This window comes from Bradyrhizobium sp. Unk1 (assembly GCF_059512345.1).
Window position 1 is genome coordinate 211,689 of record NZ_JCAMOP010000010.1, and the last position, 12,302, is coordinate 223,990.

At 62.6% G+C, this 12,302-nt stretch carries 15 protein-coding genes and 1 tRNA gene; 8 read left to right on the forward strand and 8 right to left on the reverse strand.

The genetic code is table 11. The annotated features are described in order from the left end of the window. From AC5ZFO_RS15360 to AC5ZFO_RS15385, 6 genes are all read left to right on the forward strand, one after another. Entirely contained in the window at positions 1-1,062 is a 1,062-nt protein-coding gene (locus tag AC5ZFO_RS15360; RefSeq protein WP_282522576.1) for a sensor domain-containing diguanylate cyclase, read from the forward strand. A gap of 353 nt (positions 1,063-1,415) precedes the next feature. Beyond that, the gene (locus AC5ZFO_RS15365) at positions 1,416-2,579 is read left to right on the forward strand and encodes an MBL fold metallo-hydrolase (protein WP_496122216.1); all 1,164 of its coding nucleotides are present in this window, start codon (positions 1,416-1,418) and stop codon (positions 2,577-2,579) included. Position 2,580: 1 nt separating this feature from the next. Beyond that, complete coding sequence (locus tag AC5ZFO_RS15370) at positions 2,581-3,492, forward strand: hypothetical protein (RefSeq protein ID WP_282522577.1); 912 nt, start codon at positions 2,581-2,583, stop codon at positions 3,490-3,492. Positions 3,493-3,512: 20 nt separating this feature from the next. Next, positions 3,513-4,232 carry a metallophosphoesterase family protein gene (locus tag AC5ZFO_RS15375; RefSeq protein WP_496122212.1) on the forward strand — a complete coding sequence of 240 codons (720 nt, stop codon included), beginning with the start codon at positions 3,513-3,515 and terminating at the stop codon, positions 4,230-4,232. Positions 4,233-4,335: 103 nt separating this feature from the next. Beyond that, positions 4,336-4,412: transfer RNA gene (locus AC5ZFO_RS15380), tRNA-Arg, on the forward strand. 446 nt (positions 4,413-4,858) lie between these two features. Further along, a complete protein-coding gene (locus AC5ZFO_RS15385; protein WP_282522603.1) occupies positions 4,859-5,791 on the forward strand; it encodes a ferritin-like domain-containing protein in 933 nt (310 codons plus the stop codon). 25 nt (positions 5,792-5,816) lie between these two features. On the opposite strand, the gene AC5ZFO_RS15390 is transcribed toward AC5ZFO_RS15385, so the two are convergent. Together AC5ZFO_RS15390 and AC5ZFO_RS15395 are read right to left on the reverse strand one after the other, a co-directional pair. Next, positions 5,817-6,026 (reverse strand): hypothetical protein, encoded by a 210-nt coding sequence (locus AC5ZFO_RS15390; RefSeq protein WP_014491045.1) that lies wholly within the window; start codon positions 6,024-6,026, stop codon positions 5,817-5,819. A gap of 94 nt (positions 6,027-6,120) precedes the next feature. Further along, positions 6,121-6,564: a TspO/MBR family protein gene (locus AC5ZFO_RS15395; protein ID WP_282522604.1), complete on the reverse strand. Its 444-nt coding sequence runs from the start codon at positions 6,562-6,564 to the stop codon at positions 6,121-6,123. Between the two features lie 44 nt (positions 6,565-6,608). Between AC5ZFO_RS15395 and dinB the strand changes: the two genes are divergently transcribed. Next, on the forward strand, positions 6,609-7,709 hold the full coding sequence (dinB, locus tag AC5ZFO_RS15400; protein ID WP_282522605.1) for a DNA polymerase IV: 1,101 nt from the start codon (positions 6,609-6,611) through the stop codon (positions 7,707-7,709). Positions 7,710-7,832: 123 nt separating this feature from the next. Here dinB and AC5ZFO_RS15405 read toward each other — a convergent pair whose 3' ends face one another. The 3 genes from AC5ZFO_RS15405 to AC5ZFO_RS15415 all read right to left on the reverse strand — a co-directional run bounded on the left by AC5ZFO_RS15405 (position 7,833) and on the right by AC5ZFO_RS15415 (position 9,340). After that, the gene (locus AC5ZFO_RS15405; protein ID WP_166066167.1) at positions 7,833-8,126 is read right to left on the reverse strand and encodes a hypothetical protein; all 294 of its coding nucleotides are present in this window, start codon (positions 8,124-8,126) and stop codon (positions 7,833-7,835) included. A 205-nt stretch (positions 8,127-8,331) separates the two neighbouring features. Then, a complete protein-coding gene (locus AC5ZFO_RS15410; protein ID WP_014491041.1) occupies positions 8,332-8,625 on the reverse strand; it encodes a DUF1330 domain-containing protein in 294 nt (97 codons plus the stop codon). A gap of 25 nt (positions 8,626-8,650) precedes the next feature. Further along, positions 8,651-9,340 carry a DNA-3-methyladenine glycosylase I gene (locus AC5ZFO_RS15415; protein ID WP_282522607.1) on the reverse strand — a complete coding sequence of 230 codons (690 nt, stop codon included), beginning with the start codon at positions 9,338-9,340 and terminating at the stop codon, positions 8,651-8,653. 209 nt (positions 9,341-9,549) lie between these two features. On the opposite strand from AC5ZFO_RS15415, the gene AC5ZFO_RS15420 reads away from it, so the two are divergent. After that, entirely contained in the window at positions 9,550-10,377 is an 828-nt protein-coding gene (locus AC5ZFO_RS15420) for a metallophosphoesterase family protein (RefSeq protein WP_282522608.1), read from the forward strand. On the opposite strand, the gene AC5ZFO_RS15425 is transcribed toward AC5ZFO_RS15420, so the two are convergent. From AC5ZFO_RS15425 to AC5ZFO_RS15435, 3 genes are all read right to left on the reverse strand, one after another. Further along, on the reverse strand, positions 10,316-10,804 hold the full coding sequence (locus AC5ZFO_RS15425) for a Crp/Fnr family transcriptional regulator (RefSeq protein WP_282522609.1): 489 nt from the start codon (positions 10,802-10,804) through the stop codon (positions 10,316-10,318). The two genes, AC5ZFO_RS15420 and AC5ZFO_RS15425, sit on opposite strands and share 62 nt — an antisense overlap. A 76-nt stretch (positions 10,805-10,880) precedes the next feature. Beyond that, on the reverse strand, positions 10,881-11,450 hold the full coding sequence (locus tag AC5ZFO_RS15430; RefSeq protein ID WP_282522610.1) for a GNAT family N-acetyltransferase: 570 nt from the start codon (positions 11,448-11,450) through the stop codon (positions 10,881-10,883). Positions 11,451-11,537: 87 nt separating this feature from the next. Then, positions 11,538-12,278, reverse strand: coding sequence for a di-trans,poly-cis-decaprenylcistransferase (locus AC5ZFO_RS15435; protein WP_282522611.1), 741 nt, complete (start codon positions 12,276-12,278; stop codon positions 11,538-11,540). Positions 12,279-12,302: the final 24 nt, after the last annotated feature.

The window sequence follows — 12,302 nt, forward strand, 5'->3', positions numbered from 1 at the left end:
ATGGCGAAGCCGAGGAAAGCCTCAGCGAAAGCCGTCGACGTCGCGGATTCCTATGCCGTGCGGCTGATGCAGCATCTGGTGGTGCCGACCTTCGTGATCGACCCCAAGCGCCGCGTCGTGATCTGGAACAGAGCCTGCGAGCGGCTGACCGGCGTCCCCGCCGCGGAGGTGATCGGCACGACGAAACACTGGCAGGCCTTCTACGAGACAAGGCGCCCCTGCCTCGCCGACCTGGTCGCGCTCGACCGTCCCGAGCAGCTGCCGGAGTTTTATTCGGAATATGCCGCACGCGGCCACAACGGGCTCGGCTTTTCCGCGGAAAACTGGTGCGTGATGCCAAAACTCGGCAGCCAGCTCTATCTCGCGATCGACGCCGGCCCGATCCATGACGAGGCCGGCCACCTGATCGCCGTGGTGGAGACGCTGCGCGACCTCACCGACCAGAAGCGCGCCGAGACGGCGCTGAAGGAGCTCGCCGCCAAGGACGGGCTGACCGGCCTGTCGAACCGCCGCGCCTTCGACCAGATGCTGATGAGCGAATGGGCCCGCGCCCAGCGGACGCAGAAGCCGATGGCGCTGCTGTTCGTCGACGTCGATCATTTCAAGCTGTTCAACGACCGGCACGGCCACCAGAGCGGCGACGAATGCCTGCGCGCGGTCGCTGATGTCGTCAGCCGCCATGCCGTGCGCCCGCTCGACCTCGCCAGCCGCTATGGCGGGGAAGAGTTCGCGCTGATCCTGCCCGACATGGATAGCGATGCCGCCAGCACCATCGCCGAGGAGATCCGCCGTGCCGTCATGGCCTTGCGGATCGCTCATGGAGCTGCTGGCGCCGGCGACCACGTCACCCTCAGCGTCGGCGTCGCCAGTCATATTCCCACTGAGGCCGACGGCAGCCCCGACCGGCTGCTGGGTGCGGCCGACGAGGCGCTCTATGCGGCAAAACGGCTCGGCCGCAACCGCGTCATCTGCGCCGAACGCCTGCTTGCGGAGTTCGCGCGCGCCGATCGCGGCTCGCCCGGGATTCAAGTCGCCGTCAATCGCCGGTCCAGCCGGGGCTGACCTTCATCCCACCGAAGGTTCTATTGCGTTCGGCCTCACCAGCAGGTGATGTTGCGCCAAAACAACACGGACATTTTCTTCTCGAAAAGCCGCAATTTCTCGGGCGCTCATTTGAATATAGATAAGTCGTTGCCTGGAGCCGTATTCGCTTTGAAATTTCCCCGCCCATCCCGCAGTGCCCTCCCCTCCGCCAAAAACGCCATCGCCTGGTCGCGAGTGACGGCCGAACCCGGCTCGGCCGAGACCAACCGCCGATGACCGAAGCAGCCGGTTCGTTTCGCGGACGTGTCCACCGCGGAACGCAGCAAATTGGTGGCACCTGCATCGAGCTCGAGGCCGCGGGTGAGAGAATCCTGCTCGACCTTGGACTTCCGCTCGATGCCGACGGCGCGTCCGATGATCTTCTCCCGCCGGTGGCCGGGCTTCGCGTCGAAGATCCGGCGCTGCGTGCGATCGTCCTGTCGCACGGACACGGCGATCATTGGGGTTTGCTCCCCCTGTGCAGACCCAATGTCCCCCTCGCCATGGGCGCTGCGACCGCGCGCATCATGTGTGCGGCAGCTCCTTTCGTGCCCAACGCCTTCGTGCCCAATGTTTCATTCGAGCTGAATGATCGCAGGACCTTCCAGATCGGCCCGTTCAACATCACGCCCTATCTCGTCGATCACTCGGCCTATGATGCCTATGCGCTGCTGATCCAGGCTGCCGGCCGGCGTCTGTTCTACAGCGGCGATATCCGTGCGCATGGTCGCAAGCGCGGTCTGGTCGAGCGATTGGTGAGCAATCCGCCCCGCGGTATCGACACGATGCTGATGGAGGGGTCGAGCCTCGGCCGTCTCGACGAGCACACGCAATTCCCGACGGAGGACGGCATCGAGGCGAGGCTGACCCAGAGTTTTAAACAGCCAGGCTTCGTCATCCTCTCGGCATCCGCGCAGAACATCGATCGCATCGTCAGTATCTATCGCGCCTGCAAGCGCAGCGGCCGGACGCTGCTGCTGGACCTCTATGCGATGGAGATATTGCGGGCCACCGGCAACGAGCGCTTGCCGAACGCCGGCTGGCCCAATTTGTCGGTCTATGTGCCGGAATATCAGCGGCGACAGATCGCAAGGAACAAGCGCTTCGACCTGCTGGATCCCTACAAATCCGCACGGATCTATCGCGAGCGCATCACCGAGATCGCCGATCGCACCGTGATGCTGTTTCGTCCGGCAATGGCCCACGACGTGGAGGCCGCCAATCTCTGGCCCGGCACCAGAGCGATCTGGTCGCAATGGGACGGATATCTGAAGGACGGTCCTGGCGCCAGACTGAAGGCGAATCTCGCGACACGCGGCGTTCCCATCGAGATCATCCACACCTCGGGCCACGCCAGCATCCTGGATCTCAAGCGGCTCGCGAACGCAATACAGCCGGACAGGCTGGTGCCCATTCACACATTCGAAGGCGACAGTTTCTCCAGATATTTTGACAACGTCACGCGACGCAGCGATGGCGAATGGTGGGAGGTATGAGATGAGCTTCAAGCGCGGCATTCGGGATAACGACTTTCGCGAGGCACTCAGGGCACTCGCCCAGCAGGATGGCTGGTGGAGGGACGTTCTTGCCGATCCCTCCCTCATCATCGGCGTTCGGGACGAGTACCTGAACGTCTATTGGCAGGGACAATCCATCTTCAAAGTGTCGTTCAAGGGCGGGAAGGTGACCGCCACGACGCACGAAAAGTATCTCCTGAATCCAGATTTGAAGGATCAGGTCTCGCTAGTCGAGGGGAAGTTCGCCTTCGGCAACGCCGAGCCAAGAATGCTGACGCGCGACTACGAGGGCGCAAAGACCCTAGAGAAACTCAAAAGGGCCGCATCGCTCTATTCCGGCCAGGAGAAGGAAGGCGTCCACGAGATCGCGACGGCCAATAACTCCGTCGTCGACGTCGAGATTGCGATCAACGCTTCCGGCATCCCCGACGTCGAGAGGAACCTTCCGCGCATGGACCTTGCCAACTTCGAAACGACGGCGAACGGCGTGGACCTAGTGTTCTGGGAGGCCAAGACGTTCAGCAATCCCGAACTGGAGAACGGCAAGATTGTCGGCCAGATCAAGGACTATCGGACGGTGATCGACCTTCACCAGACCGAGATCGATAAGAGCTATCGATGCGTTGCGGAGAATCTGACTGCGATGGCGGAATGGAGCAACGGGCGTCGCAGTGTGGCTGCGGCAATCAGCGCCGTTGCGGACGGGACCAAACTCAAAGTGAACAGCGCTAATGTCGGGCTGCTCGTCTATGATTTCACCGCGGATCAACGCGACCGCGAGGACAAGAGTGGCAAGACGTTGAAAGAAAGAGTAACTGAATCGCTCGCGGAGGTCGGCGTGGGTCCGGAGCGGATCAAGTTCAAAGGCACGCCAAAAGGTCTCACCATCTGAGCTGGCACACGGGAGAAACCTTGCCCCTTCCCGAGCACGAAATGCTCACCTTCGCGATCGGCGACATCCACGGCTGCTTCAAAAAGCTGACGTCGCTTCTCGCCGCGTGCGACCAGATTCGCGGCTTGCGGAGCGCCCAGTTCGTCCTTGTCGGAGACTACATCGACAGGGGGCCCCAAAGCCGCGAGGTGATGGATTTTCTCGTCGGCAGCGAGGGGAAGCAGGACCGCTCCTTCGTCTGTCTGCGGGGCAACCATGAAGAGATGCTGCTTCGCGCGGCCGACAGGGAGCGCACCGACCGGGACCTGATGAATTGGTGGGGAAACGGCGGTGAGCAGACGCTCGACAGTTACGGGATCGACGATCCGGCCGATCTGCCGCGCGAGCATCTCGACTGGATCCGCGCGCTTCCGCTGATAAAAATGGAGCATGGACGAATTTTCGTCCACGCAGGGCTACGGCCGGACGTACCGCTGGCGTCGCAGTCCGAGCGAGACTTGCTGTGGATCCGGGAACCCTTCCTGTCGTCGGATCACAACCACGGACTTTTCGTTGTCCATGGTCATACGCCGGTCCGGTCCGGGACACCTGATCTGCGGGCCAACCGGTTGAATCTGGATACCGGCGCCTGCTTTGGCGGCCCGCTCACGGCGGCCGTGTTCACAACCTCAGAGACGGGCCCGCTGATGTTTGTAAACGATTCCGGCGAGATCTCGGGACCGGCAGCCCTCCGGGATTGAAAAGCGAAGCATAAGACCAGGAATTGGGCGATGCCGGGCGTCCGGGCCTGGGCAAAGCGGAGGTTGCCCACCCCCCGCCAATCGGCTAAATGAACCTCGACTAGCACCCGTAGCTCAGCTGGATAGAGCGTTGCCCTCCGAAGGCAAAGGTCACACGTTCGAATCGTGTCGGGTGCGCCAGTCTCCTTACTCTTTACCGAGACCGTGTGCCGGACCGAGACTGTCGGCCGGCTTTTGACGCTGTGACGGTACCATCCATCAAATGTTGCGGCTCGCAATCTGGCCTTCGCAACGTCGCGCGCGCGTCCGGCTAAGCATGTCGAATGGAAAAGCGGTCACAAATCTCTGATCAACGGCGTAATTGATTGCACCCTTAAATTGTACTATTTTGTATGGGTTGCGGAAAATGAGCCTGATCGCGGCATGTTTCTGGTCGCGATCATCGAGGCAGGTCCGATTGTAGGCGCGATGTCGCAGACCGATATCCGGTTATTGTCGGACTGAATCACCCCAAGCGCTCGTCCCGCAAGCAATAAGCCAACACGGAACCTGCTTGACGACGTCGGTCCAGTGGCGGCGCCAGGAACAGGGCTTCGCAATCAACCGGGTCGGGAGGGGTGCTTCAGATGAAAACCATCGCCCAGTTCGTCGAGGATCGCATTACGACGCTTTCCGACCTGAAGGACGCACTCCAGACCGCGATGCAATTGGAGTTCTCCACCATCCCGCCTTATCTTTGCGCGCAATGGTCGATCAACAGCGACGCGGGCGGCGTCGGCGGTATGATTGAGGACATTGTGGTGCAAGAGATGTATCACTTTGCCTTGGCAGGCAACATGCTGACCGCGATCGGCGGCGTACCATCCATTGCCAATGCGGCCTTCATTCCGAGCTATCCGACCAATGTCCTGCCCGGAGGAATTCTGCAAAAATTGGCCGTTGATCTGAAGCCGCTTACGCCAGATCAAGTTCAGGTCTTCATGCAGATCGAGTATCCGGAATTTCCGCCGGTCGCGCTCGTCGCAAGAACGGGACCCGCGACGATCGGTGATTTCTACGATGCGATCGTCGAGGGTTTCACCACAGTCAATCCCGCGATCAATGCCAGCGCTTTCGCGGTCAATTCGGGGGAAGCAACGCCGATCAAGAGCATCGCCGATGCGCAGGCGGCGATCCAGCTGATCAAGGGCGAAGGTGAAGGTACGGAAGGCTCTCCTAACCAACCCCCAACCGGCAATGCAACATTCGCCCACTATTATGTCTTCAAGGAAATCTACACCGAGAAAACGCTGGTGCAGGATGCGGCTGGCCATTGGAGCTTTACGGGAGCACCGATCCCGTTTCCGACCTGGTTCGATTTTCAGCAATCGACCGTCACACCGAGTCCGTCGCTTGCGTTCAATCAGGCCCTGTCGCAGCTCTTGATCGGCCTTCAAACGTGCTGGACAAGCGGTGCAAGACCCAGCATCGGCGCCATGTTCACACTTCAGTCGCTTGGCACGGACCTCATCCAGCAGGGCATTCGTCCTGAGTTCCTATGGGCGCCTCCGTCGGCATGAACTCCGGATCTGCCGCCCGCCTCCCTCACGTCAGCATCGAGATGATCGACTGGATCTGATCGGAAGCGGACGTCACCAGGGCGTCATACGAGGTATGACCGTGCGCGGCAGCCTTCAAAATGCATTCGGCGACAGCGGCTTTCAGACCGAACACCGACTGATCGGCCGGTACGCTCGCCATCACGGTCTCGAGGGCCTGGCGCATGGTCTGAATGAGCTCGGAGCTGTATTGCATTGGCTGTCCTCCGCGCTCCGATATAGGAACGCGTGCCTAGGCTCGCCACTCACAAGCCTGAGATTGCTCTTTGATGAACCGTGGACAGATCGCCTCAATTCAAGCGCCAGATGGCCGCATTGAGCACGCCCGCAAAGGTGACCCAGGCTGCATAAGGCACGAACAGCGCGGCTGCCAGCCTGTCCCGTGACATCTCGAGACTGATGTAGGTCACGATCGCGACGAACAGGCAAATGAGGATGACGAGTGCGGCGCCGATCTGGTGCATCGTGAACATCACCGGGGACCAGATGAAATTGAGCGCCAGCTGCGCGGCCCAGACCTGCATCGCTCGACCCGACGGCTCACGGCGAAAAGTCCGCCAACCCGCAACCGCGATCATGATGTAAAGGATAGTCCACGCCACCGGGAACGCCCAGTTCGGCGGCACGAAACCCGGCTTGGCAAGGGCCGCATACCATTCTCCCGGAAGATTGGTCGCGCCGATCAACCAGCCGATGCCGACCACGGCGACGACGAAGACCAGTAGCTGAAGCATCCATCACCTCGCGCTTCTCCCTGCGCAATTGTATCATCTTATCCATGAGCGAATCCGACACCGTGACTGGCGAATCCCCGCCCGTCCGCAAGATCATCCATATCGACATGGATGCCTTCTATGCGTCCGTGGAGCAGCGCGACAATCCGGAGCTGCGCGGAAAGCCGGTAGCCGTCGGGGGCTCCGCGGAACGCGGCGTCGTTGCGGCCGCCAGCTACGAGGCCCGCAAGTTCGGCGTTCGCTCTGCGATGCCCTCGGTGACGGCGAAACGGCAATGTCCCGACCTGATCTTCGTCAGGCCGCGCTTCGAGGTCTACAAGGCGATCTCCCGGCAGATCCGCGACATTTTCGCCGAGCACACGCCCATCATCGAACCATTGTCGCTCGACGAGGCCTATCTCGACGTGACGGAGAATTTGCAAGGCATCCCGCTGGCGCGGGACGTCGCCTTGCTGATCCGTGAGAAGATCAAGGCCGAGACCGGCCTCAACGCTTCGGCGGGTATTTCCTACAACAAGTTTCTGGCAAAGCTCGCCTCCGATCATCGCAAGCCCAACGGTCAGTTCGTGATCTCGCCGGACATGGGGCCCGCCTTCGTCGAGACGCTGCCCGTCGGCAAATTCCATGGGATCGGTCCGGCGACCAGTGCGAAGATGAATGCGCTCGGCCTGTTCACCGGCCTCGACATCCGCAACCAGACGCTGGAATTCATGAACGCGAATTTCGGCAAGTCGGGCGCCTATTACTACTGGATCTCACGCGGCGTCGACGATCGACCGGTCCGGGCCAACCGCATTCGCAAGTCGATCGGCGCGGAGACGACGTTCTCGACCGACCTCGACGAATACGGCGCGCTGGCCGCCGAGCTCAAGCCGCTCGTCGACAAGGTCTGGCGCCATTGCGAGACGACCGGCAACCGCGGCCGCACCGTCACCCTGAAGATCAAATTCGCCGACTTCGAGATCATCACGCGCAGCAGGTCCGTTACAGCGCCGGTTGCGGGCCGGGACGATCTGGAGCGGCTGGCCTGCGGCCTGCTCGAAGCCGAGATGCCGCTGCCCAAGCGCGTCAGGCTCCTGGGGGTATCGCTGTCTGCCCTCCAGGACGGCGACGATGCGGAGCCGCAGCTGACTTTCGGTATTTGAACCAGACTGGAAAGCCCCGCCGCGAACGCGAGATCCTTGTCCGCGGCGCGGCTCCAAACCAGTCATGGAAGGTGGCGGGATTTTCAGACCCGCCACCGATGAAGGCCGATCCGCTCGGGCCGATCAATGCCTCACATGCTCGAACACGACGATCACGCCCGTCGGCTCCGGCTCGTGGGCCATCAGGCGCGTGAGGTCGGCATCGCTCCAGTCGGCGAGGCTGACGACTTCGCCGGTCTGGCGCTCGGCGCTGACCGACGGGGTCGGCTCGAGCACCTTCAGGCCCGTCTCGTCGACGAAGAAGGTGTGCTCGCCGAACATGCTGTTGAGCTGCGGCATGGCGGGATGCTCGTCGGGCAGCACCTGGGCGCCGAGTTGGTTGACGGTCTGCTTCACCTGTTCGGATGTGAGCTTCATGGGCTGCTCCGTTTCTGTCGTGCCGGGTTTCATTGAGATGAGCCAAAACGGGCGTTCCCTGCGCCTGTGTCGCCTGGCTCAAATTCCCGAACGGATGCTGCGCACGAATGTTCCGGAAAAATGTATTTCGTGATCGCGAGTTTCATCTGCCGCGCTCACGGCACGGGATCGCCACACGATGCACACGATCCGCCTGTCGATGGCGCTATTCGGCGGCTTCGACGATCCGGATGTCGCGGTCGGCGCCGTCGCCGAGCAGGTCATGAGCGGCCTTGTAGGCGGGACTTTCATACGCCGCCTTGGCGCGCTCGACGCTGTCGAACTCGATGAGAACGACGCGTTCCATCAGGCCGTGCTCGTAGGCCGCAACCGGCATCCCGCGCGCGAGCACGCGTCCACCGGCGGCCTCGATGGCCGGACGCGACAGCTTGGCGTAGGCCGCCATGGCGTCTGGGCTCTTGATCGCGCGATAAGTGGCAACCCAATAGGCTTTTGCCATTTCTGTTCTCCTGGTTTCCCGCGACTTAGTGCTCGCCTCGGTTCTCGCCAACCGAGAGCGCGCAGATGCGTGACAAGTATGTGTAGGGCAGACCGGTCTCCTCGGCCCAGGCGTTGAACTGTGCTTGCACCTTTGCGAGATCGCCCTTGGACTTCACCTCTTCGGCGATGTCGAGGCCGGCATCGCGCAGGCAGGCGACGACATCCTTGGAGGTGACAAAACCATCCCAGCCGACGAAGCGCAGCAGCATCTGCCCGGTGTTGCCGCCGAGCCGACTGCCGCGCTTGGTGAGGAGATCGAGCAGGCCGACCTCGTTGGATGGCGGCCATTTCGCCAGAAACTTGCCGAAGCTGCCGTGCTCTTTTGCGATCTCCTGGACGAAGCTGGCGTTGTCGCGCACCGACATGATCTTGGCGCCGTTGCGCACGATGCGCGCGTCGCGCAAGAGGGCCTCCCAATAGTCCTCCGGCTGGAAGGTGAGCTTGGCCGGCTGAAAATGCAGAAACGCCGCTTCAAATCCGTCCCATTTCGAATCGATCACGCTCCAGGCAAAGCCCGCGCAAAACACCCGCCTGGTCATCTCGGCGAGGATGCGATCGTCGCCGAGCTTGGCCAGCCCCTTCAGGTCGGGCTTTTCGGGCATCAGCCTGTCCAGCGCCTTGGGGCCGCCCTTGCGCTTCTCGGCGCGGGCACGAATGGTCTTGAAGGAGGTCATGCGGATACGGGCGTTTGAGGATGCGCCACGACATCAGAATTCGATGACACGGTCCAGCCCTGCGGTGCCCGGCCACCTGCGCACGCCAATGCGCCGCAGCATGCTGCCGGCCATTGGCCTGACGAGAAGAGGCAGCCATTCTGGTCTGCTTCTTGCTTTATAATGTTTTGGAATTCCCAGACATTTTCAAACCCGCCCACGGATTTTCAATGCGCTGCCTGGTCGTGGCCGATTTGCACTACTCGCTGCCGCAGCTCGACTGGCTGGTCAGCGCGGCGCCGCAGTTCGACCTCGTGATCTTCGCCGGCGATGCGCTCGACATCGGCTCGATGGTGGATTTTCGCGCGCAGATCGTGGTGGTGAAGAAGTACCTCGCGCTGCTCGCCGCACAGACCCGCGTGATCCTCTGCTCCGGCAATCACGACCTCGACGAGCGCAATATGGAGGGCGAAAAGATCTCGCGCTGGATCTCGGAGGTGCGGGAGCTCGGAATCAGTTGCGACGGCGACAGCCTCGCCATCGGCGACACGCTGTTCACGGTGTGCCCGTGGTGGGATGGCCCGCTGGTCAAGCAACGCATCGTCGCGCAGCTGCGCGCCGCCGCCGAAAACCGCCCGCAACGCTGGATCTGGGCCCATCATGCGCCGCCGGCGAATTCACCGACCAGCTGGGGCGGCAAGCGCTTCTTCGGCGACGTCGATCTGGTGCAGTGGATCATGCAGTATCAGCCGTCGATGGTGATCTCGGGCCATGTGCACCAGTCACCCTTCATCACCGACGGCTCGTGGTTCGACCGGCTCGGGCAGACCTGGGTGTTCAACGCCGGCCTGCAACCGGGCCGGCCGCCGACGCATATCGTGCTCGATCTCGCTGCGGACAAGGCGTTCTGGCTGGCAGCGGGCCAAGCGCAGTGGATCGACCTCGGCGCACCGCTGAAGCGGCCCGCAAACACCGTCGAGGAGCCACCGGACTGGCTCACATCCTTGGATCGGATTGCCGATCCGAGCCTGGCGAGACCTCGTGCGGCGGCAGGTTGATCATGCTCTGGAGCACCTCGCCGACCATGGCGAGATGCGTGCCGTGGCCGGCATATTGCCGCTTGAGATCGGCGAGATAGGTGTTGGCGACGTTGAGCCGCTGCGCCAGCGTGCGCGCGAGCAGCAGCGCGACCTCGGGCCGCTGGATGAGGAATGACGCCGCGTCCTCGAACTCATAGATGACGGAATCCGAGCTGGCCCGCACGGTCGCGGTATGCGGCAGCCCAAGCAGCACGGACATCTCGCCGAACACGGCGCCCGGCTCGGCGATGGTCGCGACCACCGTGTCGCTCTTGAGCACTTCGAGCTTGCCCTCGACGAGCACGTAGAGGTGGCCGCTGCTGGTGCCGCCCTCGGTGACGACCGACGTGCCAGCCTTGACCTGCCGCTCCGTTCCGCCGGTGCAATGATCCAGAACTGCGCGCATCGCCGAAGCTCCCATCGCTGGGGAAATCCAGCCGATACTAGAGCACGATCCGTGCCAGGCGGCAACGCGCGGACGGCTATCGCGACAAGCGCTTTGCGAGGTGAACCGACTGCCAGTCTCCGAGGTCGGTATCCCGGAAGCCCGCCTTCTTCGCCAGACCACGCATCTCGGCATTTGTCCGAGCAGTCTCGGCCGCGATCATCTCGTGGCCAAGATCGGTCGCACGCGTCTCCATCGCCGTCATCATCTGCAAGCCGAGGCCCAGGCGCTGGAACCCATCGGCGACCGAGATGGCAAACTCGCCATGCCGTGCAGTCGCATCATAGGCGTAGTTCGCTTCGCCGATGATGGTGTGCAGCCCTTCCTGCCTGACTTCGGCGAGCAGGGTGAAATGACCGGGACGGCCCGTCTTCGCCACGCATTCGGCCGCGACCAGAGCGAAGTCGGTACGCGCGCCCATGAAGCGCTTGTTGCGCGACGTCGTGGACAGTCCGGTGAAATAGACCGACAGGTTCTCGACATCGGATACGCCGGCGGCCTGATGCAGACCAAGCCCTTCGCTTCGGCCAGTTTTACCGGCTCGACGACGGCTCCCGGAAACAGCTGTGACATGCGTGATGCTCTCGGCAGGTTGCGTGGACCGCACACCTAACCGAGACCGCGCATCCGCGGCTTGGACACCGCTGCCAATCATGCGGCTGAAAACGAACAGCCCGTTGGCCTGTGCCGTGCATCACACACGGGAGAGTGACGGCACCTCCTCCGGCATGATCGCCTGGAGGCCGCCGAAGCGGCGCTCGCGGCCGTGGAACGACGCCAGCGCCGCGGAGAGATCGCTCGCGTCGAATTCGGGCCACATCCGCTCGGTGAAGTGCAACTCGGCATAGGCACCTTCCCAGAGCAGGAAGTCCGACAGCCGCTTCTCGCCGGAGGTGCGGATGATGAGATCGACGTCGCGTAGGCCGGCCTCGCCGGTGACGAGCTGCGAGAAGGCTTCACGGGTGAGGCTCGTCAGTGCCGCCGCCTTCGCTGCGGCATTGAGGATGGCGTCGCGCGCGGAATAGTCGACCGCGATGCGCAGGTGAAGCGCGCTGCCGTGCGCGGTGGAGTCTTCCGCGCGCGCGATCGCATTGGCGATGCCGTCGGGCAGACGGTCGCGGCGGCCGATCACGGTGAGGCGCACGCCGTTCCTGGCGAGGCTCTGCACCTCGTTGGCGAGATAGAAGCGCAGCAACGTCATCAGCGCGGCGACTTCGGTTTTCGGCCTGCGCCAATTGTCGGTGGAGAAGGCGTAGAGCGTCAGCGTCCCGATGCCCTGCTTGGGCGCGGCCTCGACGATGCGACGGATCGCCTCGACGCCGGCTTCGTGGCCGCGCACGCGCGACAAGCCGCGGCGTGTCGCCCACCGGCCGTTGCCGTCCATGATGATGCCGACGTGAAGCTTCTCGCTGCGCGAGGTCATGTCGCTTTGCATTGCAAAGTCTCCGGTCAAAAAAGG

Coding starts and splice junctions, on each gene's coding strand:
- AC5ZFO_RS15370 (WP_282522577.1), top strand. CDS start 2,581: ATGAGCTTCAAGCGCGGCATTCGGGATAACGACTTTCGCGAGGCACTC.
- dinB (WP_282522605.1), top strand. CDS start 6,609: ATGAGCGAATCCGACACCGTGACTGGCGAATCCCCGCCCGTCCGCAAG.
- AC5ZFO_RS15435 (WP_282522611.1), bottom strand. CDS start 12,278: ATGCAAAGCGACATGACCTCGCGCAGCGAGAAGCTTCACGTCGGCATC.
- AC5ZFO_RS15360 (WP_282522576.1), top strand. CDS start 1: ATGGCGAAGCCGAGGAAAGCCTCAGCGAAAGCCGTCGACGTCGCGGAT.
- AC5ZFO_RS15385 (WP_282522603.1), top strand. CDS start 4,859: ATGAAAACCATCGCCCAGTTCGTCGAGGATCGCATTACGACGCTTTCC.
- AC5ZFO_RS15395 (WP_282522604.1), bottom strand. CDS start 6,564: ATGCTTCAGCTACTGGTCTTCGTCGTCGCCGTGGTCGGCATCGGCTGG.
- AC5ZFO_RS15420 (WP_282522608.1), top strand. CDS start 9,550: ATGCGCTGCCTGGTCGTGGCCGATTTGCACTACTCGCTGCCGCAGCTC.
- AC5ZFO_RS15410 (WP_014491041.1), bottom strand. CDS start 8,625: ATGGCAAAAGCCTATTGGGTTGCCACTTATCGCGCGATCAAGAGCCCA.
- AC5ZFO_RS15405 (WP_166066167.1), bottom strand. CDS start 8,126: ATGAAGCTCACATCCGAACAGGTGAAGCAGACCGTCAACCAACTCGGC.
- AC5ZFO_RS15390 (WP_014491045.1), bottom strand. CDS start 6,026: ATGCAATACAGCTCCGAGCTCATTCAGACCATGCGCCAGGCCCTCGAG.
- AC5ZFO_RS15425 (WP_282522609.1), bottom strand. CDS start 10,804: ATGCGCGCAGTTCTGGATCATTGCACCGGCGGAACGGAGCGGCAGGTC.
- AC5ZFO_RS15415 (WP_282522607.1), bottom strand. CDS start 9,340: ATGACCTCCTTCAAGACCATTCGTGCCCGCGCCGAGAAGCGCAAGGGC.